Below are 25,780 nucleotides of genomic sequence, written 5' to 3'. Positions count from 1 at the left end.
TCCCTCTACCTCCGGGAGAGGGTTGGGGTGAGGGGGTGACTTTTGCTCCTGCTGTAACAGTCATTTATGAAAATCACGCTGTTTCCCAACGCCCGGCAACCTTATCTTTGCCCGCACCAAACAGCACTCGCCAAGCGAGAAGGTTTTCAAGATGTCCAACAGTATGGGTATTGCCAGCGCTTTTGTTTTGTCCTCATTGATCCTGTCGCCGATGGCGATGGCTGAAGAATCCCACGCGTTCGTGGCGCAGAACACCGCGCGCGCTCAAGCGTATGACCAGCATCAGGCAGAAATGATGGCCAAGGCCAAAGACGCGACGCAGGCCCCTCAGGCTGCAACTTCCCAGGCTCAATCGCTGGAAAAAGACAGCTGAGTCACACACAGCCCCCTTTCCCTCGACGCGGTTGTTTGGCTCTTCCCGTTCAACTGTCGTCATTCCAGGCCGCTGCCTTTCAGCGGCCTTTTTTCGTTGTGGTCTGAAAGCCGTTTGGTTCGTCTGTAACAACAAGAAACATTGAGCGCCTCAAAATATAGAGGTGCCAGTTGACCCAAGGAGCTCCATTGCACGTGCGTTACCCAGTCCGTTTCACTCCGCTGTTCATTGCAATTGCCGCAACGATTGCCCCTGCCGCTCACGCTGAAGAACCCGCTAAAGAGGGCTTCGTCGAGGGTTCGAGCCTCAACATCAACGCCCGCAACTACTACATGAATCGCAACCGCTTGCAGAAAGCGGACGACAACATCGAGTGGGGCCAAGGCTTTCTTGGGATTTTCAAGTCGGGTTACAGCGAAGGCACGGTCGGTTTCGGCATTGATGCCCACGCCATGCTCGGGCTGAAGCTGGATGGCGGTGGCGGCACCGACGGTTCGAGCATCCTGCCGGTCCGAGAGAATGGCGGCAAAGCACCGGGAGCGTTCTCCACCGCCGGGGGCACGTTGAAAATGCGTGCGTTCGATACCGAATTGAAGGCCGGCGACCTGTTCCTCACCAACCCGGTCATTGCTGGCGGTGAAACACGCATGCTGCCGCAGACTTTCCGTGGTGTGAGCCTGACCAACCACAGCTTCGATGGCTGGTTGATCGAAGGCGGCCAGGCGAGTTTCACCAAGCCTTACAACCAGAGTGGTCACACGCGCATTGGCACTTCCTACGGGACATTGGCCGATGGCGATGAAAGTCAGCACCTGAACTGGGCCGGTGTGGCCTGGAGCGGTGTCGAAGGCTTGACCAGCAGCCTGTACGCCTCTGAGCTCAAAGACATCTGGAACCAGTACTACTACGATCTCGACTACACCTGGCAGTTGAGCGATCTGGTCAGCCTCAACCCGGGTTTGCACTTCTATCACACGCAAGACACCGGTGATGCGCTGCTGGGCAACATTGACAACAACACCTACAGCCTGCATTTCACCGTTGGCGTCGGTAATCACAGCGTCACCGCCGCGTATCAGCGGGTCAACGGCAACACGCCGTTCGACTACATCAGCCAGGGCGACAGCGTTTACCTCGACAACTCCCAGCAGTATTCCGACTTCAACGGCCCGAACGAGCGCTCGTGGAAACTCAAATACGCCTACGACTTCGCCGGTGTCGGCGTGCCGGGGCTGACCTCGGCAGTCTCCTATTCGCGCGGTACGGTGGACCTGACCAAGGTGGATCCGAACAGCAAAGGCTATTCCAACTGGTACAGCGCCGACGGCCGCAACGCCAAGCATTGGGAGCGCGATCTCGATTTGCAGTACGTTGTGCAAAGCGGTCAGGCCAAGGATCTGGCGGTGCACTTGCAATGGGCGACCAACCGCGGTGGCAATGGTTACGGCGCGATTGATTCAGACACAGATGAATACCGCGTCATCATCGACTACCCGATCAACGTCTTCTAAGATCGGCGCTAAGCTGACTGCAGACTGACTCCGATAGCTCAAGCAATGACCAAACCTGTGGGAGCGAGCTTGCTCGCGAAAGCGATCTTTCAGCAACATTGATGTTGGCTGACACAACGCATTCGCGAGCAAGCTCGCTCCCACAGGTATTTTGCGTCAAACGCTTCGGTGGTGTTGTGCAACTACGCTTATAAGACTCTCCCAACCGACAGCCCAATCATGATCGCGAGCCGTACCCCACCCGTTGCGGGCAAGACCGGACGCCCCGAACTGCTGCTGATCTGCGGCAGCTTGCTGACCGTGATCGCGATTCTGTGCATCGTCACGTTCCTGCTGATCCGCGAGCACGCCAACGCTCAGGAATCGGCCACCCGCAGCGCCACCACTATCGCGCAACTGATCGACGCTGATGTGCTGCGCACGGTCGAGCTGTACGACCTGACCTTGCAAGGCCTGATCGCTGCCGCCCAACGCGATGATCTGCAAACTGTCTCACCGCAGATCCGTCATCTGGCGCTGTTCGACCGCTCCACCACGGCGCGCTTCAAGGGCGACATTCTGTTGCTCGACAAACACGGCGATGTGGTCGCCGACTCTTCGCGAATCGAGCCGAAACCGGGCAACTTTGCCGACCGCGATTACTTCCTTGCCCACGCGTTCAACCGCGATGTCGGTATGTTTATCAGCCGGCCGTTCAAGACCCGCTGCGACTGCGACGAAGCCAATCAATGGCGGATCAGTTTCAGCCGAAGGATTTCCTCGCAGACCGGTGAGTTTGCAGGCGTGGCCGTGGCGTCGATGAAGCTCGACTACTTCGACCAGTTGTTCAACAGCCTCGACATCGGTAAAGACAGCACGTTGAACATCATCGACAACGACGGCGTCCTGCTGGCGCAGAAGCCTTATCTGCAAAGTGATTCCATCGGCAAAAGCTTCGGCAACCGGCCCAACGTCATACGAATTCTGCGCGACAAGAGTGGCAATGGCAGTTTCAACAGCGTTTCGAGCATCGACCATCAACAACGCCTGTATACCTATTCGCGGGTCGGCAATCTGCCGTTGATCGTGATGGTCGCGCTGTCCAGCGACGAGGTGTTCGGCACCTGGCGCCGCACCGCGCTGTTGATCAGTGGGGCCACCGGCGTGCTGTGCGTGGGTTTGTTATGGCTGACCTGGTTGCTGGCCCGCGAGTTGCGCCGACGTCAGCGTGCCGAGCACGAACTGGCGCAATTGGCCGCCACCGACGCGCTGACGGGGGTGGCCAATCGTCGAATGCTTGATCAGGCATTGCGTCACGAGTGGTTCCGCGCTCAGCGCTCGGGTAAACCGATGTCGGTGATGATGATCGATGCCGATCACTTCAAGGCCTTCAATGACCGCCATGGGCATCAGGCCGGGGATCAGGCGTTGAAGACGCTGGCCAGGGTCATTACTGAAAGTGTGCGGCGACCGGCGGATCTGGTGGCGCGTTATGGGGGTGAGGAGTTTTCGGTGATTCTCGCCGAGACCGACGGTCACGGCGCACAGCAGCTTGCCGAGCATATTCGTCAGGCGGTGGAGCAGTTGCCATTGGTCGACGGAGCCGAGCGGCCGATGACCGTGAGTATTGGCATCGCGACGTGGACGGCGGCGAGTGAGATGACCCTGGAGCAGTTGCTGTTTGCGGCGGACAAGGCGTTGTATCAGGCCAAGGAAGGTGGGCGCAATCGGGTGGTGGTGGCTGCCTGATAGGTTTGCTGGGGCCTCACCGGCCCTATCGCGAGCAGGCTCACTCCTACATTTGAAATGCGTGCCCCTGTAGGAGTGAGCCTGCTCGCGATGAGGCCGGCCCAGGCAACACAAAAACCGCAGGCATAAAAAAAGGCCATCCGAGGATGGCCTTCAAAAAACTAGAGAGGTTTTTTACTTACACTGCCGCAACAGGGCGCATGTAAGAGATTGGTGCGGTGCTGGCGTCTTCGAACGTCACCACTTCCCACGCATCTGTCTGCTCAATCAACTTGCGCAGCAGCTGGTTGTTCAGTGCATGACCGGACTTGAAGCCCTTGAACTCACCAATCAGGCTGTTACCCAGCAGGTACAGGTCGCCAATCGCATCGAGGATCTTGTGCTTCACGAATTCGTCTTCATAGCGAAGACCATCTTCGTTCAACACGCCATCAGCATCGACCACGATTGCGTTTTCAACGCTGCCGCCGAGTGCGAGGTTGTGCTTGCGCAGGTACTCGATATCACTCATGAAACCAAAGGTACGGGCGCGGCTGACTTCTTTTACGAACGAAGTGCTGGAAAAATCCACGCTTGCACTTTGGGTGCGGTCCCGGAATACCGGGTGATCGAAATCGATCTCGAAGCTCACCTTGAACCCTTCGAAAGGGACGAAAGTGGCGCGCTTGTCGCCGTCTTCCACTGTCACTTCACGCAGGATGCGGATGAATTTCTTGGCGGCGTCCTGTTCTTCCAGGCCTGCCGATTGAATCAGGAATACGAAGGGTCCAGCGCTGCCATCCATGATCGGGACTTCGGACGCGGAGAGCTCGACGTAGGCGTTATCGATGCCCAGGCCAGCCATGGCCGAGAGCAAGTGCTCTACCGTGTCCACTTTGACGTCGCCGTTGATCAGCGTCGTCGACATAGTGGTTTCACCGACGTTTTCCGCGCGGGCAGGAATCTGCACCACAGGGTCGAGGTCAGCGCGACAAAACACAATGCCAGTGTCGACAGGCGCAGGCTTGAGGGTCAGATAGACCTTCTCACCGGAGTGCAGGCCTACACCTGTGGCACGGATAATATTTTTCAGTGTGCGTTGTTTAATCATGGCTTGGGCCGCTTCAGCGCAAATTGCGAACTGGTATCAACAAAGGCTGGCGATGATAGCAGACCATGCCTTTGCTGAACACCAATCACCTTCATAGCCCTGATACATTCCATCAATCGGCCTGACGACGCAGGAAAGCCGGGATGTCCAGGTAGTCCAGATCATCTTGCGGATTCATCTTCGCGGCAGCCGCAGCACCGGCCTGAGCCTGGTTGCGCATGACGGTCGGACGGTCCAGATCACGGTAGTTCACCGCTGGCGCTTCCTGACGGGCCGGAGCCGGTTGTTGCACCTGGGCGGAAGCCATGGAGGTGTGAACGGTGTTGTCGATGACCTTGACAGGCTTCTCGATTTTCGCGCCCAGACCCGTGGCAACTACAGTTACGTGCAGCTCGTCGCGCATGTCCGGATCGATAACGGTACCGACCTTGACCATGGCGTGCTCGGAAGCGAAGGCTTCGATGATGCTACCCACGTCGGAGTACTCACCCAGAGACAGGTCAGGACCGGCGGTGATGTTCACCAGGATGCCGCGTGCGCCTTGCAGGTTCACGTCTTCCAGCAACGGGTTGCGGATCGCCGCTTCGGTGGCTTCACGTGCACGGTTCGGACCGCTGGCGCAGCCAGTGCCCATCATCGCCATGCCCATTTCGCTCATCACGGTACGCACGTCGGCGAAGTCGACGTTGATCATGCCCGGACGCTTGATGATGTCGGAGATACCGCGAACGGCACCGGCCAGTACATCGTCAGCCTTGGCGAAAGCCGACAAGAGGCTTGCGTCTTTACCGAGGATGGTCAGCAGCTTCTCGTTGGGAATGGTGATCAACGAGTCGACGCTTTCCGAGAGCATGCGGATGCCTTCGTCGGCGATCTGCATACGCTTGCGGCCTTCGAACGGGAACGGACGCGTTACGACCGCAACGGTCAGAATGCCCATTTCCTTGGCCACTTCGGCGATGATCGGCGCAGCACCGGTACCGGTACCGCCGCCCATGCCAGTGGTGATGAACACCATGTTGGTGCCCTGCAGGACTTCGGCAATGCGCTCACGGTCTTCGAGAGCGGCCTGACGACCTACTTCAGGGTTGGCGCCAGCGCCCAGACCTTTGGTCACGCCGGTGCCCAGTTGCAGAATGGTGCGCGCGCCGATGTTTTTCAGCGCTTGAGCATCAGTGTTGGCGCAGATGAATTCAACGCCTTCGATGTTGCTCTTGACCATGTGATTGACAGCGTTGCCGCCGCCACCGCCAACACCGATAACTTTGATTACCGGGCTTGCGGGGATGTTGTCTACGAGTTCGAACATTTTCCCTCTCCTTACATTCTCTAGTTTTTTCGCCTACTGCTTTTTTGTTGCGGTGTTGCGGTAAAGCTTTAGAAGTTGCCTTGAACCCACTTCTTCAATCGGTCCAGCAACGGCGCCTGTGGCTCTTCGTTGCTGTAGCTGTCGCGGCTGCCGATGCCGGAGAACGAAACCCCGTCGGACTGCTTTTGCAGGCCGTACATCAACAAGCCAACGCCAGTGGAATAAATCGGGTTACGCACCACGTCATCCAGGCCCTTCACGCCATGCGGCACACCGAGGCGGACCGGCATGTGGAAGATTTCCTCGGCCAGTTCAGTGGCGCCTTCCATCTTCGACGTACCGCCGGTCAGGACGATGCCGGCCGGGATCAGGTCTTCGTAGCCGCTGCGACGCAGCTCGGCCTGAATCAGCGTGAACAGTTCGTCGTAACGCGGCTCGACCACTTCGGCCAGGGCCTGACGCGACAGTTCGCGCGGTGGACGATCGCCGACGCTTGGCACCTTGATGGTTTCACCGGCACCGGCCAGCTTGGCCAGAGCGCAGGCGTAGCGGATCTTGATTTCTTCGGCGTACTGGGTCGGAGTGCGCAACGCCATGGCGATGTCGTTGGTCACCTGGTCACCGGCAATCGGGATCACTGCGGTGTGACGGATCGCGCCTTCGGTGAAGATCGCGATGTCGGTGGTGCCGCCGCCGATGTCGACCAGGCACACGCCCAACTCTTTCTCGTCATCGGTCAATACCGAGTAGGCCGAGGCCAATTGCTCGAGAATGATGTCGTCGATTTCCAGACCGCAGCGACGCACGCATTTTTCAATGTTCTGTGCGGCGTTGACGGCGCAGGTGACCACGTGAACCTTGGCTTCCAGACGTACGCCGGACATGCCCAGTGGTTCGCGAACGCCTTCCTGGTTATCGATCACGTAATCCTGCGGCAGGGTGTGCAGCACGCGTTGGTCTGCCGGAATCGCCACAGCCTGAGCAGCGTCGAGGACGCGCTCAAGGTCAGCCGAGCTGACTTCACGATCGCGGATCGCGACGATGCCGTGGGAGTTCAGGCTGCGGATGTGATTGCCCGCCACGCCGACGAACGCCGAGTGAATGCGGCAGCCCGCCATCAGTTGGGCTTCTTCGATCGCGCGCTGGATCGATTGCACGGTGGACTCGATGTTGACCACCACGCCCTTCTTCAGGCCACGGGACGGATGGGTACCGATCCCGACGATTTCCAGCGAGCCGTCGTCGGAGACCTCGCCGACCAGCGCCACCACCTTGGAGGTGCCGATATCGAGACCGACGATCATTTTGCCGCTTTGCACGTTTGCCATGGGTCCTGCCTCTTCTTAATTCTTTGCGACAGCGGGTTGGGCTGTCGTCGGCGCTACTGGTTCCCGCCAGCCAACAGCGAGGCCGTTGGCATAGCGCAGATCGATGCGCGCAATGTTCGTAATCTGGTCTTTAAGTGTCTTGTCATAGATGGCGATGAAGCGGCGCATCTTTTCCACCAGGTTGCCGCGTCCCAGCAGCAACTCGATGCCGGGGCCAGAACTGCCGGCACCGGTGGTCAGGAACCAGCTTCCGCGTTCACGCAGTTCCAGGCGTGCAATCGAAAAGCCCAACGGCCGCAGCATCTGGCTCAGCACCTGATACTGCTGCATCACTTGCTGCTGGGCCCGTTGTGGGCCGAACAGCTGTGGCAGGTGTTCGTAGTTCGCCAGCTCCTTTGGCGTAAACGCTTGGCCCTGGTTGTTCAGTAACGACTCGTCGCCCCAACGCGCCACTGGCAGTTGCTCTTCGAGGCGGATCACCACCTGGTCCGGCCACACCCGACGTACTTCGGCGTGGGCGATCCACGGCATCTGCTCAAGCTCGGTGCGCATACCGGCCAGGTCGATGGTGAAGAAGCTCGACGCCACATACGGAGCGATACGCTGCTGCACCGCTTGCTGGCTGATGTAGCTCAGGTCGCCCTGCACGGCGATCTTGGTGATCGGCCGGTCGGCGTACGGCAGCAGACGCGTCGCGCCTTCGTAAGTACCAAAGCCCAGCACCACCAGCAGCACCGGCCAGAACAGACTTTTCAGAAAGCTGAAATTGGCTTTCGGCAGGCGCGCGGACATCGGCTCTTTCGCCACCATGCGGCTGGCACCCCGTGGCACCGGCTTGCGGCCGGGTGCGGGAGGCTGATGTCGGAGCTGAGCGCCTTGCATCGTCTTAACCTCGAGCGTCTTCAACACTGGCGGCCAGAATGGCCAGAACCAGTTGCTGGAAATCCAGACCGGCCGCACGCGCGGCCATCGGTACCAGACTGTGATCGGTCATGCCCGGAGCGGTGTTCACTTCCAGGAACCAGAACTGCCCGTCGGCGTCCTGCATCACGTCCGCCCTGCCCCAACCGGCAATCCCCAGCGCCTCACTGGCCTTGGCCGTGAGATCCATGAGTTCCTTTTCCTTGGCGGCATCCAGCCCGCACGGAATGCGGTACTGGGTATCGTTGGCGATGTACTTGGCGTCGTAGTCGTAGAACGTGTGCGGTGTACCCAGGGCGATAGGAGGCAACACCTGGTCACGCAGGGTGGCGATGGTGAACTCAGGACCTTGAATCCATTGCTCAACCAAGACTTGCGAATCGTAGGTACTGGCCGCTTTCCATGCGTCGATCAACTCGGACGCAGAACTCACTTTGGCCATCCCGATACTTGAACCTTCATGCGCCGGTTTGACGATCAAAGGGAAGCCCAGTTCCGTCGCTGCCGAAATACAATCAGCTTCGCTGCACAGCACGGCGTGACGCGGCGTCGGAATCCCGAGGCTGTGCCAGACCTGCTTGGTGCGCAGTTTGTCCATCGCCAGTGCCGAAGCCAGAATGCCGCTGCCGGTGTACGGAATACCCGCCACTTCGAGCAGGCCCTGCATGGAGCCGTCTTCACCGCCACGGCCGTGAAGAATGATGAAGGCGCGGTCGATCTTTTCGCTGAGCAGACGTTGCAGAATGTCGTCGCCAACGTCGATGCCGAATGCGTCCACGCCAGCACTTTGCAGCGCTTCGAGCACGGCGTTACCGGATTTCAGCGACACCTCACGCTCGGCACTCAGGCCGCCGAAGAGCACGGCGACACGGCCGAAGTCTTTCGGCGCGATCGTGGAAAACAGCTTGGCGTAGGCAGCAGTCATTTCAACTTCCCCTCGACCAACGCCGCCACGGCGCCAGCGAACAATTCACTTTTCAACAGCTTCGGCGCGAGACCGCCGATATCACCGGCGCCCTGGCACAGCAGGATGTCACCGGCACGCAGCAGCGGCTTGACCAGTGGCGCCAGATCGACGCCACGCTCGATGTAGATCGGGTCGAGCTGACCGCGCTGGCGGATGCTGTTGCACAACTTGCGGCTGTCGGCGCCCGGGATCGGCTCTTCGCCGGCCGGATAGACTTCCATCAGCAGCAGCACGTTGGCATCGGCCAATACATTGACGAAGTCGTCGTACAGATCGCGGGTGCGGCTGTAACGGTGCGGCTGGTAAACCATCACCAGACGGCGCTCCGGCCAGCCACCGCGCACGGCTTTGATCACTGCAGCGACTTCGGTCGGGTGGTGACCGTAGTCGTCGACCAGCATCACATTGCCGCCGTCCACCGGCAGTTCGCCGTAGACCTGGAAGCGCCGACCAACGCCCTGGAAACCCGACAGGCCCTGGACGATGGCTTCATCGCTGACGCCTTCGTCGGTGGCAATGCAAATGGTTGCCAGCGAGTTGAGTACGTTGTGGTTGCCCGGCATGTTCACCGACACGTCCAGCGGCTCGCGATCCGGGCGCAGCACGGTGAAGAACGTCTGCATGCCTTGCTGGCGAATATTGATCGCACGTACGTCAGCGTCTTCGCTGAAGCCGTAAGTCACGGTCGGACGTTTCACCAGCGGCAGGATTTCACGCACGACCGGATCGTCCAGGCACATCACTGCCAAACCGTAGAACGGCAGGTTGTGCAGGAACTCGACGAAGGTTTTCTTCAGTTTGTTGAAGTCACCGTCGTAGGTCGCCATGTGGTCGGCGTCGATGTTGGTGACCACGGCCACCAGCGGTTGCAGGTGCAGGAAACTCGCATCGCTTTCATCGGCTTCGGCGATCAGGTAACGGCTGGTGCCGAGCTGGGCATTGGTGCCCGCCGCATTCAGACGACCACCGATGACGAACGTCGGGTCCAGACCACCAGCGGCAAACACCGAAGCGATCAGGCTGGTAGTAGTGGTTTTGCCGTGCGTACCGGCGACGGCAATGCCGTGGCGATAGCGCATCAGTTCGGCGAGCATTTCCGCACGCGGCACCACCGGAATACGACGCTCAAGCGCGTTCGCCACTTCCGGGTTCGAGGTATTCACAGCGCTCGACACCACCAGCACATCGGCAGCAGCGGCGTTCTCGGCACGGTGGCCGATGAAGATGTGCGCGCCGAACGATTCCAGACGCTCGGTCACCGGCGAAGCTTTCAGGTCGGAACCGGAGACTTCATAGCCCAGGTTCAACAGCACTTCGGCAATCCCGCACATGCCCACGCCGCCGATGCCGACGAAGTGGATGCGACGGATGCGGCGCATTTCCGGTTGCGGCATGGCTTTCTGATTCTCAACCATGGGCCACCTCCAGACAGGTATCGACCACGCTACGGGTGGCATCGGGTTTCGCCAGACGGCGGGCCGCTTGGGCCATATCTTCGAGTCGTTGCGGTTGCATCAAGACCTCTGTCAGGCGCGCGGCAAGGTCCGCGGCACCAGTCGTTCTTTGCGGCATCAGGAAGGCAGCGCCTTCACGGGCCAAATAATCGGCGTTGCGGGTCTGGTGATCGTCGATCGCATGGGGCAAAGGCACCAGCATCGAGGGCAGACCGGCGGCAGCCAGCTCACTGATGGTCAACGCGCCTGCACGGCACACCACCAGGTCAGCCCAGCCATAGGCCTGGGCCATGTCTTTGATGAACGGCTGCACCTGCGCTTCCACGCCGGCGGCGCGGTAGCGCTCTGCAGTCACTTCATCGTGGTTTTTGCCGGCCTGATGAAACACTTCCGGGCGCAAATCGGCAGCGACTTGGGCCAGGGCTTCAGGCAGCAACTTGTTCAACGGTTCTGCGCCAAGGCTTCCGCCGAGGATCAGCAAACGCGCTTTGCGCCCTGCCAGAGCAGGTCGCGATGTGTCGAGGAACAGCTCGCTGCGCACCGGGTTTCCGGTGGTACGGCGGGTGTCCGACAGAGTAAAGGTGTCGGGGAACGCTTCACACACTCGGGCGGCGAACGGCACCAGCAACCGATTGGCGGTGCCGGCCACGGCGTTCTGCTCGTGAACGATCACCGGCACGCCGGCCAGTTTCGCGGCGAGGCCACCGGGGCCAGTCACATATCCACCGAAGCCGACCACACACACCGGCTTCAAGCGACGGATGATCGCCCGCGCCTGCCACACCGACTTCAACAGCATGAACGGCGCCTTGAGCAGCGACAGCTTGCCCTTGCCGCGCAGGCCGGTGGCGTTGATGCGGTGCAGTTCAAGACCTGCCGCCGGCACCAGTTCGTTTTCAATTCCGCGTGGCGTGCCGAGCCAGTGCACGGTGTAGCCGCGCGCCTGAAACTCGCGGGCACAAGCCAGCGCCGGGAATACGTGGCCGCCGGTTCCGCCGGCCATGATCAATACGTTAGCGCCCATGATTCGGCTCCTCAGCGAAGTCGCTTTCATGGAATTCCATCTCTTCACTGCCCAGGTGGGTTCGACTCTCCCACTCAATCCTCAATAACAAACCGAGGCAGGCACAGCAGATCACCAACGAGCTACCGCCATAACTGAGGAACGGCAAGGTCAGACCTTTGGTTGGCAGCAGGCCGACGTTCACACCGATGTTGATCAGGAACTGACCAATCCACAGGAACGACAGACCGTACGCAACATAAGCGGCGAAGAACTGTTTGGCTTTCTCCGCCCACAGGCCGATGTACATGCCGCGAATACACACGAACACGAACAGCGCGACGGTGCACAGCGAACCCACCGCGCCGAGTTCTTCGGCCAATACCGAGAACACGAAGTCGGTGTGCGCTTCCGGCAGGTAGAACTGCTTCTGCACGCTGTTGCCCAGGCCTACGCCGAGCCACTCACCGCGACCGAAGGCGATCAAGGCTTGCGACAACTGATAACCGGCACCGAACTGGTCAGCCCATGGGTCAGCAAAGTTGGTCAGACGCGCCATACGGTAAGGCTGCATTTGAATCAGCAAGACCACGGCCCCGACCGCCAACACCACCATCAGCGAGAAGCGGAACAGCCCGACCCCGCCGAGGAATAGCATGGCCGCCGCAGCGCCCATCATCACCACGGTGGCACCGAAGTCCGGCTCCATCAGCAACAGACCGGCCATCGGCAGCAGCACGATGAACGGCTTGAAGAAGCCCATCCAGCTCTCGCGCACTTCCTTCTGACGCCGCACCAGATAACCGGCGAGGTAGATCACCACGAACACCTTGGCGATTTCCGACGGCTGCACGTTGAAGAAGCTGAACCCGATCCAGCGCATCGAACCGTTCACTTCGCGACCGATGCCGGGAATGATCACCATCACCAGCAAGCCGAACGCACCGATCAGCATCAGCCAGCCGAGGCGTTGCCAGGTGGCGATCGGGATCATCATGGTGACGATGCACGCGCCCAGGCCCAGCACCACATAAATAAGGTGGCGAATCATGTAGTACAGCGGACTGCCCGACTGCGCGGCTGCCACCTCAGTGGACGCCGAGGCGATCATGATCAAACCGAGACCGAGCAAAGCCAGGCAACCGGCGAGCATCGGGAAGTCGAGGTCAATGCCGCGCCCGGTGATGATCGGCGACGGATACGGTTTGATGATATTGCGCAGGCTCATGCCAATTCCTCCACAGCGCGGACGAACTGGTGACCACGGTCTTCGTAATTCTTGAACATGTCGAAACTGGCGCAGGCCGGCGACAGCAGCACCACATCACCCGGTTGGGCAGCGGCGCGGCATTGCGCAACAGCGTCGACCAGTGAGGTCGCGCGAATCAGCGGAACCGCATCGCCAATGGCTGCGCCGATCTTGTCGGAGTCGCGGCCCATCAGGATCACGGCGCGGCAGTTGACCGCCACCGGATCACGCAGATCGTTGAATTCGGCACCCTTGCCATCGCCACCGGCGATCAGGATGACCTTGCCGTCGATATCCGCGCCCAAGCCTTCGATGGCGGCCAGAGCGGCGCCGACGTTGGTGGCTTTGGAATCGTTGTAGTACGCCACGCCGTCGAGATCGCGTACCCACTGGCAGCGATGTTCGAGGCCGGCAAATGTACGCAGCGCCGAGAGCATGGCGTCGAACGGCAGGCCCACGGCATGACCGAGCGCCAGCGCCGCGAGGGCGTTGGACTGGTTGTGTGCGCCGCGAATTTTCAGCTCACGTACCGGCATCAGATTCTGGAATTCGAAGGCCAGGTACTTCTCGCCATCTTCTTCGCGGATACCGAAGGCTTTGAAATCCGGTTTGGTCAGACCGAAGGTCCAGCACGGCTGGCCCTCGCCCATCAACGGACGGGTCAGCGCATCCTGACGATTGACCACGAACTGCCTGGCACCGCGGAAGATCCGGTGCTTGGCCAGGTGGTACGCCGGCAGACCGCTGTAGCGATCCATGTGGTCTTCGCTGATGTTCAGCACGGTGGCCACTTCAGCGTTGAGCTGGTCGGTGGTTTCCAGTTGGAAGCTCGACAGCTCCATGACGTACAGCTCGACGTCGTCGCTGAGCAGATCCAGCGCCGGGGTGCCGAGGTTGCCGCCGACGGCGACGCGTTTGCCCGCCGCAGCCGCCATCTCGCCGACCAGGGTGGTGACGGTGCTTTTCGCGTTGGAACCGCTGATGGCCACGATCGGCGCCTGCGCGTTACGCGCGAACAGCTCGATGTCACCGGACAGTTTCACGCCACGGGCCGCAGCGGCTTGCAGGGCCGGGGTCGCCAGCGCCAGGCCGGGGCTCACGTAGAGCTCGTCGGCACGGCACAGGAATTCGACGTCCAGCTCGCCACAACGCACTTCCACGTGCGGATAGTCACGCTTGAGCGTGGCCAGTTCCGGTGGATTTTCCCGCGTGTCCGCCACGGCAAACGACGTGCCCCGGTTCGCCAGGAAGCGAACCAGGGACATGCCGCTCTTGCCGAGGCCGACAACGATGCGGAAGTGGTCAGAAGCGATCAGAGACACTCGTTCTACCTCAGCTTCAGGGTGGCAAGGCCAATCAGCACGAGAATCACGGTGATGATCCAGAAACGGACGATCACGCGCGGCTCGGGCCAGCCCTTGAGTTCAAAATGGTGGTGTATCGGTGCCATGCGGAACACACGGCGACCGGTCAGCTTAAAGGACGCAACCTGAATGACGACTGACAGGGTTTCCATCACGAACACGCCGCCCATGATGAACAGGACGATTTCCTGACGGACGATCACCGCGATGGTGCCCAGTGCCGCGCCGAGTGCCAGGGCACCGACGTCGCCCATGAACACTTGCGCCGGATAAGTGTTGAACCAGAGGAAGCCCAGACCGGCACCGATCAGCGCACCGCAGAACACGATCAGTTCGCCCGCACCCGGCACGTAAGGGATCAACAGGTATTCAGCGAATTTCACGTTACCCGACAGGTAGCAGAAGATGCCGAGGCCACCGCCGACCATCACGGTCGGCATGATTGCCAGGCCATCGAGGCCGTCAGTCAGGTTGACCGCGTTGCTTGAACCGACGATCACGAAGTAGGTCAGCACGATGAAACCGAGGCCCAGCGGAATGCTGTAGTCCTTGAGCATCGGCAGGATCAGCGTGGTTTCCACCGGGGTGGAAGCGGTCATATAAAGGAAGATCGCCGCGCCGAGGCCGAACACCGACTGCCAGAAATACTTCCAGCGGCTCGGCAAGCCACGGGAGTTCTTCTCGATGACTTTGCGGTAATCGTCGACCCAGCCGATGGCGCCGAACAACAGAGTCACCAACAGAACAGTCCAGACGTAGCGGTTGCTCAGGTCAGCCCAAAGCAGAGTGCTGACGCCGATCGAAGACAGGATCAGCGCGCCGCCCATGGTCGGGGTGCCCGACTTGGACAGGTGCGATTGCGGACCATCGTTACGAACGGACTGGCCGATCTGACGGTTCTGCAAAGTGCGGATCATCCACGGTCCATAGCACAGCGACAAAACCAGCGCGGTCAGCACACCGAGGATCCCGCGCAGGGTCAGGTACTGAAAGACCGCGAAGCCTTTGTAGAACTGTTGCAGATACTCCGCTAGCAGCAGCAGCATTAATGTTTCTCCAGACTGGACCCGCACAGAGCCGCAACGATGTTTTCCATCGCTGCACTGCGCGAACCCTTGATCAAAATGGTGGTGTTTGTGTCCTGCTCGGCGTCGAGGGCCTGAATCAGTTCGGCTTGGCTGCCGAAGTGATGCGCCTGTTCACCGAAAGCGTTTACGGCGTGAACCATGTTTGGCCCAACGGCATAAAGCGCGGAAACCTTGCCCCGGGCGTACTCGCCCACGTCGCGGTGCCCCTGCTCCGCCCAATCGCCCAACTCGCCGATATCTCCGAGCACCAGGACGGTGCGGCCGGAAAAGCCGGCGAGTATATCAACGGCCGCGCACATTGAGGTGGGGTTTGCGTTGTAAGTGTCATCGATCACGCGCATGCCGTTTTTCGCCAGTTGCGCGACGGTGCGCCCCTTGACCGGTTGCACGGCGCCAAGCCCGGTGGCGATGCCGAACAGCGACACGCCCAAGGCGTGTGCGGCAGCGGCGGCAGCCATGGAGTTGGCGACGTTATGCGTGCCGAGCAGGTTCAGTTGAACGCGCTCGACACCTTCAGGTGTGTGCAGATTGAAAGCCGGGCAACCACGCGCATCGGTGGTCAGATCGCTGGCATGGAAATCCGCCTGAGTGTTGCTCAGGGCGAACGTCAGTACTTTGCGAGCGCCGGCACGGGTCTTCCAGATACCGAAGGCCTTGTCATCGAGGTTGAGCACGGCGACGCCATCAGCCGCGAGGCCGTCGATGATTTCGCCTTTGGCTTCGACGATTTTTTCCGGACCGCCAAACTCACCAACGTGCGCGGTGCCGGCATTGTTCAGGATCGCTACGTGTGGCTTGGTCAGGCCAACGGTGTAAGCGATTTCGCCGAGGCGCGAGGCGCCCAGTTCGATCACCGCCGAAGTGTGTTCCGGGGCCAGTTCGAGCAGGGTCAGCGGCGCGCCGAGGTCGTTGTTCAGATTGCCACGGGTCGCCAGCACCGGTCCGCGCGTACGCAGGATGCTCGCGAGCATTTCCTTGACCGTGGTCTTGCCGCTGGAGCCGGTGATCGCTGCGACTGGCTGAGTGAATGCAGCACGGTTCAGCGCGCCCAATTGGCCGAGGGCCTGACGGGTATCTTTCACCAGCAGTTGCGGCAAGGTGCTGTCGGCGACTTCACGCTCGACCAGCGCAGCGACGGCGCCTTTGGCGGCAACATCGTTCAAGTAGTCATGACCGTCGAAACGCGGGCCGGTCAACGCAATAAACAGTTGTCCAGGCTGAATTGCACGACTGTCGATGCTGACGCCGTCGAAGCTGGCATCGGCGGCGATCAAACGTGCGTCGAGCGCGTTGGTCAGTTCGCTGAGTTTCAGGGCCTTAAGCATGGGCCACCTCCCAAGCGGTCAGGGCATGATCAGCCTCGACCAGATCGGAGAAAGCGTGGCGCTCACCGTTGATTTCCTGATAGTCCTCGTGACCTTTACCGGCCAGGACAATCACGTCATCCGCCGAAGCACCGGCGATCAGCTGCGCAATCGCCTGGCCACGGCCGGCGACGAAAGTGACTTTATCCACAGCCGTGAAACCGGCGCGGATGTCGTCGAAAATCACCGCTGGATCTTCGGTGCGCGGGTTGTCGTCGGTGACCAGTACCTGATCGGCCAGACGCTCGACCACTTCCGCCATCAACGGACGCTTGCCGCGATCACGGTCACCGCCGCAGCCGAACAGGCACATCAGCTGACCTTTGACGTGCGGGCGCAGCGCGGTCAGGACTTTTTCCAGCGCATCCGGGGTGTGGGCGTAATCGACGACCACCAACGGTTGCGTGCCACCACCCAGACGCTGCATGCGTCCGGCCGGGCCTTCGAGTTTCGGCAGTACTTTGAGAATTTCGTCGAGCGCGTAATCCAGACCGAGCAAGGCGCCGACGGCTGCCAGTACGTTGCTCAGGTTGAAGCGACCGAGCAGCGTGCTGCGCAGATGATGTTCGCCCTGCGGCGTGACCAGCGTGGCGCGCACACCGTGGTCGTCGAACTGCGCTTCGCGGCAATACAGGTAGGCGCTGCTGTCGAGCAGGCTGTAGGTGATCAGCCGCGATTCACGTTTTTCCGCAGTCAGTTGCCGGCCGAAATCGTCGTCAAGGTTGACCACGCGGCACTTCAGATCATTCCAGGCGAACAGCTTGGCCTTGGCCTCGGCGTACGCCTGCATGGTGCCGTGATAATCCAGATGATCGCGGGACAGGTTGGTCATCACCGCGACGTCGAACGCCAGCGCGGTGACGCGGCCCTGATCCAGACCGTGGGACGAGACTTCCATGGCCACGGCTTTGGCGCCGGCCTTTTTCAGGTCGCCCAGGGTTGCTTGTACGGCGATCGGATTCGGCGTGGTGTGCAGACCACTTTCCAGTGCGCCATAGAAGCCGGAACCGAGAGTACCGACGATGCCGCAATGCTGACCGAGCAGATCGAGTGCCTGCGCAACCAATTGGGTTACGCTGGTCTTGCCGTTGGTGCCGGTCACGCCGATCAGGTTCAGATGATGGCTTGGCTCACCGTAGAAACGCCCGGCGATGTCCGACAGCTGCGCTGCCAGGCCTTTGACCGGAATCAGCGGCACGTCAGTGATCGGTAGCACGGTGGCTCCTTCGACTTCATAAGCTACAGCCGCCGCGCCGCGTTGCAGGGCATCGGCGATGTGCGCACGGCCATCGAATTTGCCGCCAGGCACGGCGAGGAACAGATCGCCTGCGCGTACGTTGCGGCTGTCCAGCGCCAATTCACGGATCAACAGATCGTGGCCGGCGTGGGGGAATATCTTGTTCAGACTTAATGACATCAGCCGCGCCCTCCATTGGCTTTCAGCGGAACGACCGGGGTAGCGTTGGCTTGTTGCGTCGTCGGCAGGTTGTCCGGCGTAACGTTCATCAGGCGCAGGGTGCCGGACATCACACGGCTGAACACCGGCGCGGAAACCAGACCACCGAAGTAACCGGCCTTGGACGGCTCATCGATCACCACCACAATCGCGTAACGCGGATCGCTCATCGGGCCGAAACCGGCGAACAGCGAGCGATAAGAGTTTTCGGCGTAGCCCTTGGTGCCCACCGAGGTTTTGCGTGCGGTACCCGACTTGCCCGCCACGTGATACGCCGGCACCTGCGCACGGAACACGCCGCGCGGCGCTTCGATCACCTGGGTGAGCATGCCTTGCATGGTTTTCGCCACGGCTTCCGGCAGCACTTGCGTGGTCTGCGGCGGCTTGTCGGTTTTGATCAGGGTCAGCGGTGCGAGACGACCGTTGTTGGCCAACGCCGAGAACGCGTGAACCAGCTGAATCGCGGTCACGGAAATACCGTAGCCGTAAGACAGCGTCGCAGTTTCAGCCTTGCGCCACTCGCGATAGTTCGGCAGGTTGCCGACACGCTCGCCCGGGAAGCCGAGGCCGGTGTCCTGGCCAAGACCGACTTTCTGCGCGAGGCGGAAAATGGTTTCGCCGCCGATGTCGAACGCGACCTTACTCATCCCCACGTTACTGGAATTGATCAGAATGCCAGTCAGATCGAGCACCGGGCCTTCGGTCCTGGAAACGTCCTTGATCGTGTACTTGCCGATCTGCAGGGAACCCGGATACACCTCGACGGTGTCGCTCGGTTTCCAGCGGCCGGTTTCGATCGCGGCGCTCATCGAGATGGCTTTCATGGTCGAACCCGGTTCGAACACGTCGATCATCGCGCGGTTACGCATCATCGCCGGTTGCAGGTTGCGACGGTTGTTCGGGTTGTAGGTCGGCTGATTGACCATGGCCAGAATCTCGCCAGTCTTGACGTCCATGATCACCAGGCTGCCGGCCTTGGCGCCGTTCTCGATGATCGCGTTACGCAGCTCGCGGTTGGCCAGATATTGCAGACGCAGGTCAATGGACAACGCCAAGGGCTTGCCGGCCTTGGCGTTTTTGGTGACTTGGACATCCTTGATCAGCCGACCGCGCCGATCCTTGATGACCTGTCGTTTACCCGGCACCCCGGCCAGCCATTCGTCATAAGCCAGTTCGACACCTTCACGACCGTGGTCATCGATGTCGGTAAAACCGACCATGTGTGCGGTGACTTCACCGGCCGGATAGAACCGGCGGAATTCTTCGATGCCGTAAACGCCCGGCACTTTCAGATCGAGCACCGACTGGCCCTGCTCGGGGGTCAACCCGCGCACCAGGTAAATGAATTCTTTGTTGGCCTGAGCTTCGAGGCGTTCGGTCAGGGCTTTCGGGTCCTGACCCAGGGCGGCAGCGAGTGCCGGCCACTTCTCTTTCGCCGTTTGCATTTCCTTGGCGTTGGCCCACAGCGTGGTCACTGGAGTACTCACGGCCAAAGGCTCGCCGTTACGGTCGGTGATCAGACCACGGTGAGCCGGAATCGGGATGTGACGCAGACTGCGTGCATCGCCCTGACCTTTCAGGAAGTCACGGTCAACCACTTGCAGGTCGATGATGCGCCAGCAGATCGCTGCGACCATCACGCCGAGCAGCGCTACCATCAGGCGGAAGCGCCATGGGAACAGTGCGCCTTCGAGTTTCATCATGGCGCCACCATCTTCACGTCAGCCGCGCCGGGAATGTGCATTTTCAGTTGTTCGGTGGCCAGCACTTCGATGCGGCTGTGCGCGGTCCAGGTGCTTTGCTCAAGAATCAGACGACCCCACTCGGCCTGCGCCTTGTCGCGCACGCTGAGTTCGTTGTAAAGGGTGTTGAGCAACTGCCGGTTCCAGTGCGCGCTGTACGACACGGCGATGGCCGAGACGAGCACGCCGATGAACAGCAGCAGCATCAGAAAGCTGCCGCCGGGCAGTGGCTTGGCGAAAAGCTTGCTCACCGCAACTTCTCCGCGACGCGCATGACGGCGCTACGGGAACGTGGGTTGGCTTTGAGTTCGGCGTCGGAGGCCGTCTGCGCTTTGCCATGGACTTTGATTTTCGGTTCGAACGCGACGTGGCGAACCGGCAGGTTGCGCGGCAGGTTGTCGGCTTCGCCTTTCACCAGCTTGCGCATGAACAGTTTGACGATGCGGTCTTCCAGCGAGTGGAAGCTGATCACGACCAGACGACCGCCAATTTCCAGCGCGTCCAGCGCGGCTTCGAGGCCGGCTTCCAGATCACCCAATTCGTTGTTGACGTGAATACGCAAACCCTGGAATGCACGGGTGGCCGGGTTCTTGCCCTTTTCCCATGCCGGGTTGGCGACTTTCAATACTTCGGCCAGATCGGCGGTGCGCTCGAACGGCTTGATATCGCGACGCTCGGCGACGGCGCGAGCCATACGCCCGGAGAAACGTTCTTCGCCGTATTCCTTGAACACCCGAGCGATTTCCTCAGCCGGCGCGGTGTTGACGAATTCGGCAGCGCTGATGCCACGGGACGGATCCATGCGCATGTCGAGCGGGCCGTCGTTGAGGAAACTGAAGCCGCGCTCTGCGTCGTCGAGCTGCGGCGAAGACACGCCCAGGTCGAGCAGAATGCCGCTGACCTTGCCGCTCAGACCTTGTTCAGCGACGACGGAACCGAGCTCGGCAAAGCTGCGCTGCACAACGACAAAGCGGCCGTCTTCGGCCGCTAGCGTTTGCCCGGTGGCAATCGCTTGTGGATCTTTGTCGAATCCGATGAGCCGACCGTCCGTGCCGAGCTGGCTGAGGATCAGCCGACTGTGTCCGCCGCGCCCGAACGTGCCGTCCAGATAGCAGCCATCAGGACGTACGGCGAGAGCCTCGACGGCTTCGTCAAGCAGTACGGTGATGTGGTTAAAGCCGCTATCAATAGTCACAGGATCAAATCACGCAGTTCATCAGGCATCGCGCCCGGTTGTTGAATGGCAGCAAGGTCAGCGGCAGAAACCGCGTTCCATGCATCCTCGTCCCACAATTGGAACTTGTTCAGTTGGCCTACCAACATCGCGCGCTTATCGAGCTTGGCGTATTCGCGCAGACGCGGTGGAACCAGAAAACGGCCACTGCCATCGAGTTCAAGGTCGACGGCGTTGCCGATCAATAAACGCTGCAAGCGGCGGTTCTCTTCGCGAAGCGAAGGGAGTGCGCGCAACTTGGTTTCAATAATTTCCCACTCGTCGAGCGGATAGACACACAGACACGGATCAACGGCATCAATGGTGACGATCAATTGGCCGGAACTACGCGAATCGAGCTCGTCACGGTACCGGCTCGGCATGGCGAGACGGCCCTTTGCATCGAGACTGATAGCGTTAGCTCCGCGAAACACGTCTGCGTTTCTCCAATTTTTATCGTTTTGAGCTCAAAAAACCCACTTCATGCCACTTTCCGCCACTTGCGCACACTATAGGAATGCGCCCACCACACCGTCAAGGCGCGGATTAAAGGAAAACCCTTACAGAACGGAGATTTAGGAGCTTAAAAGGAGGTGTAACGACAATCTGGCGCAGACTTTCGACCCATAACTTGATGCAGCACTGATAACTGCGCTCGAAAGTTAAAGTGATTTGTTAAGAGTAAGATTTTTTCGGTATTACAAAGGCGCTTCTGCTGTTGATTGAAGCGAGGTGGGAAATGGCTATTACCGCGTTTGCCGCTGCCGGACTTTCAGCCCAGGCCTGCTGATATTACACAGCCCTGCTGCCAATGATTCAAGCAGGGAAAGAAAAAGGTGGAGAGTCGATCTGTAAGCCGGGTTCTGTCTTGAACAGTCATTCGTCTACGATGGCCATCACTGGACATCTTTAGCAACCTACCCGGTCCCAGCGCGGGCCACGCCTTGGGACCCTATTTGGTCTTGCTCCAAGTGGGGTTTACCTAGCCACGAACTGTTGCCAGACGTGCGGTGCGCTCTTACCGCACCTTTTCACCCTTACCGGCGCCGAAGCGCTTAGGCGGTTATTTTCTGTGGCACTTTCCGTAGGCTCACGCCTCCCAGGCATTACCTGGCACTTCGCCCTATGGAGCCCGGACTTTCCTCCCCCCCCTAATTTTCATAGAGGGCAGCGACTGTCCGATCGACTCTCCGCCGCGAAGGTTAACGGCAGAGCGCCCGAAGAACAAGCGCTAAAAGCCTCAAGACCGCTATGGGCGACGGCTTACACGCCTTTCTGTTTATCCAGCGCGACCTGATACAGCACGTTTTTGCGTTCGCCAGTGATCTGCGCTGCCAGCGCGGCGGCACGCTTGAGCGGCATCTCTTCAAGCAACAGATCGAGGATGCGCATCGCTTCGCTGCTGACGGCGTCTTCGGACTCCGGCGCCGTCCAGCCTGCCACCAACACTACGCATTCACCGCGCTGCTGGTTGCTGTCGGATTCGACGAACGCGCGCAGCTCAGCCAGCGGCAGACCTTTTAGCGTCTCGAAGGTTTTGGTGATTTCCCGGGCGAGCAATGCCTGACGCTCACCGCCGAACACTGCTTCCATATCCTGCAGGCATTCAAGAATGCGGTGCGGTGCTTCATAGAAGATCAATGTGCGCGGCTCTTCCTTGACGGCTTCCAGTCGCGCTTTGCGCCCGACCGATTTGGCCGGCAGAAAACCTTCGAAGATGAAGCGGTCGGACGGCAGACCGGCCGCCGACAGTGCGGCGATAAGGGCGCAGGCACCCGGCACCGGCACCACATTGATTCCAGCCGCACGAGCCTGTCGCACCAAGTGATAACCCGGATCGGAAATCAGCGGCGTGCCGGCATCGGAGATCAACGCGACGTTATCACCCGCCAGCAAGCGGGTAATAAAGCGGCTACCTTCATCTCGTTCATTGTGTTCGTGACACGCGGCCAGCGGCGTGCCAATCCCGAAGTGCTGCATCAGGCGCGCCGAGTGGCGGGTGTCCTCGGCAGCGATCAATGCCACTTCGCGGAGGATCTTCAAGGCCCGGGCGCTGATGTCGTCCAGGTTGCCGATGGGCGTCGCCACCACATAAAGCGAGCCAGCAGCGGAATTCAGGGAACCTGGAGCAGTCAAAGCGCACACCTCGTGATCGGTAAAAGCGGCCATTGTAGCGCGACCCGAGGCTTGCGATGCGTTCAAGCCGAGCCCGGATTTGTACGCAGTTGTGCGCCGCCGCAACATTTACTCCAGCTAAATTGTCCGATTCACGCCAGTAACATCGCGCCCCGGCCAGTGCTTGGGTACAATTCGACGCTAATTTGATCGAGTATCAGGAACACTTACATGATCGCTTGCCTGCGGCTGTTCACTGCCCTCTGCCTCGCTGCCCTGTTGGCGGCTTGCGCCAGCTCCCCTTCCTCCAGCCTTGGCGAACTTCCACGGACTCCGGATGCCAGCATCGAGCAACTGCTCGAACAGGCTAGCCAGGCGAAAACCCCGGAAAAAGCCGCTCTGTTGCGCCTCAGCGCTGCAGATCTGGCTTATCGCCAGGGCAACGCCGGTCAGTCCGCGCAAATCCTGCAGCAAGTGCCGATGGAGCAACTCAAGCCAGGCCAGCAGATTTTCGCCAGCACGCTGAATGCCGAACTGGCCATGACCCGCAATCAGCCGAAAGCCGCGCTGACCGCCCTGAGCCATCCAAGCCTGCAACACTTGGGCGAGATGCCTGAAGAGCAGCAAGTGCGCACCGGCACCGTTCACGCCCGCGCCCTTGAGGCCGACGGCCAGACCCTGGCTGCCGCTCGCGAGCGCGTGTTCATCGCACCGATGCTGCAAGGCGAAGCCGCGAGCAAGAACCACGAAGCCATCTGGACACTGATTGGCTCGCTGCCGACCGACCAGCTGCAACCCAACACCAGCGACGATCTCGGCGGCTGGATGGGCCTGGCACTGGCAGTGAAATCCGCCGGCACCCTGGAACAGCAGCAAGCCGCGATCGACACTTGGCGCGCGCAGAATCCAAAGCACCCGGCCGCAATCAACCTGCCGTTGCCATTGACCAAACTCAAGGAACTGGCCAGCCAGCCTCTGAGCAAAATCGCCCTGCTGCTGCCGCAAGATGGTCAACTGGCAGCGGTCGGTAAAGCACTGCGCGAAGGCTTCATGGCTGCGCACTACCAGGCTCAACAGGCCGGGCAGAAACCGCCAGCGATCGAGTTCTACGACAGCTCCAAGCTGACCTCGATGGACGAGTTCTATCGCAAGGCTCAGGCTGACGGCGTGCAACTGGTCGTTGGCCCGCTGGAAAAACCACTGGTCAAACAGCTGAGCACTCGCCCGCAACTGCCGATCACCACCCTCGCGCTGAACTACAGCGAAGGTGATCAAGGCCCGGCGCAATTGTTCCAGTTTGGTCTGGCCGCTGAAGATGAAGCCCGCGAAGTCTCGCGCCGCGCCCGTGCCGATGGCCTGCACCGCGCCGCGATCATGGTGCCGAAAGGCGAATGGGGCGACCGCGTACTGCGCGCTTTCAGCCAGGACTGGCAAGCCAATGGTGGCAGCATCGTCGCCACTGAACGGGTTGATCAGCCGGTGCAACTGGCCCAGCAAATCGCCGACATGTTCCAGCTGCGCCAAAGCGAAGCCCGCGCCAAGAGCCTGCAGAATGCTGCCGGTACCAACGTTGCCGCGCAGCCGTCGCGTCGTCAGGACATCGAATTCATCTTCCTCGCCGCCACGCCGCAACAGGCGCAGCAGATCAAGCCAACCCTGAACTTCCAGTACGCCGGTGACGTTCCGGTTTACGCGACCTCGCACGTTTACAGCGCCAGCGGCGACGTGAATCAGTACAACGACATGAACGGCATTCGCTTCTGCGAAACCCCATGGCTGCTGGACAACAGCGATCCACTGCGTCAGCAAGTGGTTGCGCAATGGCCGCAAGCCGCCGGTAGTCTCGGTCGCCTGTACGCGATGGGTGTGGATGCCTACCGCCTGGCACCGCGCCTGGGTCAACTCAAGGCGCTGCCGGACAGCCGCATTGACGGTGAGTCGGGCAGCCTCGGCATGACCCAGACCCAGCGTGTTGTGCGTCAGCTGCCTTGGGCGCAGTTCGTCAGCGGTCAGGTTCAGCGCCTGCCGGACACCCCACGCTGATGCCTGACAGGTCACGCTCGCAAAGCGGTAAGGATGCCGAGCGCCAGGCGCTCGAGCATCTGCAACAACAAGGTCTGCGCCTGCTGGCGCAGAACTGGTTTTGTAAACGCGGCGAGCTTGATCTGGTCATGCTTGATGGCGATACAGTAGTATTCGTTGAAGTTCGCTACAGAAAAAACACCCAATGGGGTGGCGCGCTCGCTAGCATCGATGGGCGCAAGCAGCAGAAACTGATTTTCGCTGCACAGTATTTTCTTCAGCGCGAGTCGCGTTGGGCCAATTCCCCTTGCCGCTTCGACGTGGTGGCCATCGACAGCCATCCGGATCAGCTGAACTGGTTGCAGAATGCTTTCGACAGTTGATCGCCGGCGTTGCGACCCGGACAATCCCACCGACAAATTTTGCTCTTTGCTTTGCGGGCTGCACATTCATGTGCCGGACAGCCGCGCTACTTAAGGTCAC

Annotated in this window: 22 protein-coding genes and 1 other RNA gene; 5 read left to right on the top strand and 18 right to left on the bottom strand. The window is 60.3% G+C overall.

Annotated features, from left to right (window positions below; all coding sequences use genetic code 11):
- Nucleotides 1-151 precede the first annotated feature (151 nt).
- The 3 genes from HUW52_RS06920 to HUW52_RS06910 all read left to right on the top strand — a co-directional run bounded on the left by HUW52_RS06920 (nucleotide 152) and on the right by HUW52_RS06910 (nucleotide 3,612).
- Entirely contained in the window at nucleotides 152-373 is a 222-nt protein-coding gene (locus HUW52_RS06920; RefSeq protein ID WP_016986472.1) for a hypothetical protein, read from the top strand.
- 194 nt (nucleotides 374-567) lie between these two features.
- A complete protein-coding gene (locus tag HUW52_RS06915; RefSeq protein WP_175553245.1) occupies nucleotides 568-1,884 on the top strand; it encodes an OprD family porin in 1,317 nt (438 codons plus the stop codon).
- Between the two features lie 219 nt (nucleotides 1,885-2,103).
- Nucleotides 2,104-3,612, top strand: coding sequence for a sensor domain-containing diguanylate cyclase (locus tag HUW52_RS06910; protein ID WP_175553244.1), 1,509 nt, complete (start codon nucleotides 2,104-2,106; stop codon nucleotides 3,610-3,612).
- Between the two features lie 178 nt (nucleotides 3,613-3,790).
- On the opposite strand, the gene lpxC is transcribed toward HUW52_RS06910, so the two are convergent.
- The 18 genes from lpxC to rsmI form a co-directional block, all read right to left on the bottom strand.
- On the bottom strand, nucleotides 3,791-4,702 hold the full coding sequence (gene lpxC, locus HUW52_RS06905) for a UDP-3-O-acyl-N-acetylglucosamine deacetylase (RefSeq protein ID WP_007916984.1): 912 nt from the start codon (nucleotides 4,700-4,702) through the stop codon (nucleotides 3,791-3,793).
- Between the two features lie 112 nt (nucleotides 4,703-4,814).
- A complete protein-coding gene (gene ftsZ, locus HUW52_RS06900; RefSeq protein ID WP_016986475.1) occupies nucleotides 4,815-6,011 on the bottom strand; it encodes a cell division protein FtsZ in 1,197 nt (398 codons plus the stop codon).
- A 68-nt stretch (nucleotides 6,012-6,079) separates the two neighbouring features.
- Nucleotides 6,080-7,339: a cell division protein FtsA gene (ftsA, locus tag HUW52_RS06895; RefSeq protein ID WP_007916987.1), complete on the bottom strand. Its 1,260-nt coding sequence runs from the start codon at nucleotides 7,337-7,339 to the stop codon at nucleotides 6,080-6,082.
- A gap of 15 nt (nucleotides 7,340-7,354) precedes the next feature.
- The gene (locus HUW52_RS06890) at nucleotides 7,355-8,221 is read right to left on the bottom strand and encodes a cell division protein FtsQ/DivIB (protein WP_007916989.1); all 867 of its coding nucleotides are present in this window, start codon (nucleotides 8,219-8,221) and stop codon (nucleotides 7,355-7,357) included.
- 4 nt (nucleotides 8,222-8,225) lie between these two features.
- Nucleotides 8,226-9,185, bottom strand: coding sequence for a D-alanine--D-alanine ligase (locus HUW52_RS06885; RefSeq protein WP_175553243.1), 960 nt, complete (start codon nucleotides 9,183-9,185; stop codon nucleotides 8,226-8,228).
- Complete coding sequence (gene murC, locus HUW52_RS06880) at nucleotides 9,182-10,642, bottom strand: UDP-N-acetylmuramate--L-alanine ligase (RefSeq protein ID WP_175553242.1); 1,461 nt, start codon at nucleotides 10,640-10,642, stop codon at nucleotides 9,182-9,184. The genes HUW52_RS06885 and murC overlap by 4 nt, the downstream gene beginning before the upstream one ends.
- Nucleotides 10,635-11,705 (bottom strand): undecaprenyldiphospho-muramoylpentapeptide beta-N-acetylglucosaminyltransferase, encoded by a 1,071-nt coding sequence (gene murG, locus HUW52_RS06875; RefSeq protein ID WP_007916994.1) that lies wholly within the window; start codon nucleotides 11,703-11,705, stop codon nucleotides 10,635-10,637. Before murG ends, murC begins: the two co-directional genes overlap by 8 nt.
- Nucleotides 11,695-12,912: a putative lipid II flippase FtsW gene (gene ftsW, locus HUW52_RS06870; protein ID WP_007916996.1), complete on the bottom strand. Its 1,218-nt coding sequence runs from the start codon at nucleotides 12,910-12,912 to the stop codon at nucleotides 11,695-11,697. The genes murG and ftsW overlap by 11 nt, the downstream gene beginning before the upstream one ends.
- On the bottom strand, nucleotides 12,909-14,255 hold the full coding sequence (gene murD, locus HUW52_RS06865) for a UDP-N-acetylmuramoyl-L-alanine--D-glutamate ligase (protein ID WP_175553241.1): 1,347 nt from the start codon (nucleotides 14,253-14,255) through the stop codon (nucleotides 12,909-12,911). The genes ftsW and murD overlap by 4 nt, the downstream gene beginning before the upstream one ends.
- A gap of 5 nt (nucleotides 14,256-14,260) precedes the next feature.
- The gene (gene mraY, locus HUW52_RS06860) at nucleotides 14,261-15,343 is read right to left on the bottom strand and encodes a phospho-N-acetylmuramoyl-pentapeptide-transferase (RefSeq protein ID WP_007917000.1); all 1,083 of its coding nucleotides are present in this window, start codon (nucleotides 15,341-15,343) and stop codon (nucleotides 14,261-14,263) included.
- Nucleotides 15,343-16,710, bottom strand: coding sequence for a UDP-N-acetylmuramoyl-tripeptide--D-alanyl-D-alanine ligase (gene murF, locus HUW52_RS06855; RefSeq protein WP_175553240.1), 1,368 nt, complete (start codon nucleotides 16,708-16,710; stop codon nucleotides 15,343-15,345). Before murF ends, mraY begins: the two co-directional genes overlap by 1 nt.
- On the bottom strand, nucleotides 16,703-18,166 hold the full coding sequence (locus HUW52_RS06850; RefSeq protein WP_175553239.1) for a UDP-N-acetylmuramoyl-L-alanyl-D-glutamate--2,6-diaminopimelate ligase: 1,464 nt from the start codon (nucleotides 18,164-18,166) through the stop codon (nucleotides 16,703-16,705). Before HUW52_RS06850 ends, murF begins: the two co-directional genes overlap by 8 nt.
- Nucleotides 18,166-19,905: a penicillin-binding protein 2 gene (locus HUW52_RS06845; RefSeq protein WP_175555648.1), complete on the bottom strand. Its 1,740-nt coding sequence runs from the start codon at nucleotides 19,903-19,905 to the stop codon at nucleotides 18,166-18,168. The genes HUW52_RS06850 and HUW52_RS06845 overlap by 1 nt, the downstream gene beginning before the upstream one ends.
- Entirely contained in the window at nucleotides 19,905-20,198 is a 294-nt protein-coding gene (gene ftsL / locus HUW52_RS06840) for a cell division protein FtsL (RefSeq protein WP_007917008.1), read from the bottom strand. The genes HUW52_RS06845 and ftsL overlap by 1 nt, the downstream gene beginning before the upstream one ends.
- A complete protein-coding gene (gene rsmH, locus HUW52_RS06835; RefSeq protein ID WP_008082779.1) occupies nucleotides 20,195-21,142 on the bottom strand; it encodes a 16S rRNA (cytosine(1402)-N(4))-methyltransferase RsmH in 948 nt (315 codons plus the stop codon). Before rsmH ends, ftsL begins: the two co-directional genes overlap by 4 nt.
- The gene (gene mraZ, locus HUW52_RS06830; protein WP_007917012.1) at nucleotides 21,139-21,594 is read right to left on the bottom strand and encodes a division/cell wall cluster transcriptional repressor MraZ; all 456 of its coding nucleotides are present in this window, start codon (nucleotides 21,592-21,594) and stop codon (nucleotides 21,139-21,141) included. The genes rsmH and mraZ overlap by 4 nt, the downstream gene beginning before the upstream one ends.
- Before the next feature lie 402 nt (nucleotides 21,595-21,996).
- Nucleotides 21,997-22,350, bottom strand: an RNA gene (gene rnpB / locus HUW52_RS06825) — RNase P RNA component class A.
- Between the two features lie 73 nt (nucleotides 22,351-22,423).
- Nucleotides 22,424-23,329, bottom strand: a complete 906-nt coding sequence (gene rsmI / locus HUW52_RS06820) for a 16S rRNA (cytidine(1402)-2'-O)-methyltransferase (protein WP_034156477.1) — start codon at nucleotides 23,327-23,329, stop codon at nucleotides 22,424-22,426.
- Between the two features lie 177 nt (nucleotides 23,330-23,506).
- On the opposite strand from rsmI, the gene HUW52_RS06815 reads away from it, so the two are divergent.
- Nucleotides 23,507-25,318: a penicillin-binding protein activator gene (locus HUW52_RS06815; protein WP_108226037.1), complete on the top strand. Its 1,812-nt coding sequence runs from the start codon at nucleotides 23,507-23,509 to the stop codon at nucleotides 25,316-25,318.
- Nucleotides 25,318-25,680, top strand: a complete 363-nt coding sequence (locus HUW52_RS06810; protein WP_034156479.1) for a YraN family protein — start codon at nucleotides 25,318-25,320, stop codon at nucleotides 25,678-25,680. The genes HUW52_RS06815 and HUW52_RS06810 overlap by 1 nt, the downstream gene beginning before the upstream one ends.
- Nucleotides 25,681-25,780 lie beyond the last annotated feature (100 nt).

Source organism: Pseudomonas sp. 43A, from assembly GCF_013363935.1.
GTDB classification, from domain to species: domain Bacteria; phylum Pseudomonadota; class Gammaproteobacteria; order Pseudomonadales; family Pseudomonadaceae; genus Aquipseudomonas; species Aquipseudomonas crudilactis.
The sequence above is the reverse complement of the archived record's forward strand: the minus strand, read 5'-3'. Positions and strand labels throughout refer to the sequence as shown.

What these genes read in the sequence shown, in the direction of transcription:
- HUW52_RS06920 (WP_016986472.1), top strand. Translation starts at nt 152, where the DNA reads ATGTCCAACAGTATGGGTATTGCCAGCGCTTTTGTTTTGTCCTCATTG.
- HUW52_RS06910 (WP_175553244.1), top strand. Translation starts at nt 2,104, where the DNA reads ATGATCGCGAGCCGTACCCCACCCGTTGCGGGCAAGACCGGACGCCCC.
- lpxC (WP_007916984.1), bottom strand. Translation starts at nt 4,702, where the DNA reads ATGATTAAACAACGCACACTGAAAAATATTATCCGTGCCACAGGTGTA.
- ftsZ (WP_016986475.1), bottom strand. Translation starts at nt 6,011, where the DNA reads ATGTTCGAACTCGTAGACAACATCCCCGCAAGCCCGGTAATCAAAGTT.
- ftsA (WP_007916987.1), bottom strand. Translation starts at nt 7,339, where the DNA reads ATGGCAAACGTGCAAAGCGGCAAAATGATCGTCGGTCTCGATATCGGC.
- HUW52_RS06890 (WP_007916989.1), bottom strand. Translation starts at nt 8,221, where the DNA reads ATGCAAGGCGCTCAGCTCCGACATCAGCCTCCCGCACCCGGCCGCAAG.
- HUW52_RS06885 (WP_175553243.1), bottom strand. Translation starts at nt 9,185, where the DNA reads ATGACTGCTGCCTACGCCAAGCTGTTTTCCACGATCGCGCCGAAAGAC.
- murC (WP_175553242.1), bottom strand. Translation starts at nt 10,642, where the DNA reads ATGGTTGAGAATCAGAAAGCCATGCCGCAACCGGAAATGCGCCGCATC.
- murG (WP_007916994.1), bottom strand. Translation starts at nt 11,705, where the DNA reads ATGGGCGCTAACGTATTGATCATGGCCGGCGGAACCGGCGGCCACGTA.
- ftsW (WP_007916996.1), bottom strand. Translation starts at nt 12,912, where the DNA reads ATGAGCCTGCGCAATATCATCAAACCGTATCCGTCGCCGATCATCACC.
- mraY (WP_007917000.1), bottom strand. Translation starts at nt 15,343, where the DNA reads ATGCTGCTGCTGCTAGCGGAGTATCTGCAACAGTTCTACAAAGGCTTC.
- murF (WP_175553240.1), bottom strand. Translation starts at nt 16,710, where the DNA reads ATGCTTAAGGCCCTGAAACTCAGCGAACTGACCAACGCGCTCGACGCA.
- HUW52_RS06850 (WP_175553239.1), bottom strand. Translation starts at nt 18,166, where the DNA reads ATGTCATTAAGTCTGAACAAGATATTCCCCCACGCCGGCCACGATCTG.
- HUW52_RS06845 (WP_175555648.1), bottom strand. Translation starts at nt 19,905, where the DNA reads ATGAAACTCGAAGGCGCACTGTTCCCATGGCGCTTCCGCCTGATGGTA.
- rsmI (WP_034156477.1), bottom strand. Translation starts at nt 23,329, where the DNA reads ATGGCCGCTTTTACCGATCACGAGGTGTGCGCTTTGACTGCTCCAGGT.
- HUW52_RS06815 (WP_108226037.1), top strand. Translation starts at nt 23,507, where the DNA reads ATGATCGCTTGCCTGCGGCTGTTCACTGCCCTCTGCCTCGCTGCCCTG.
- HUW52_RS06810 (WP_034156479.1), top strand. Translation starts at nt 25,318, where the DNA reads ATGCCTGACAGGTCACGCTCGCAAAGCGGTAAGGATGCCGAGCGCCAG.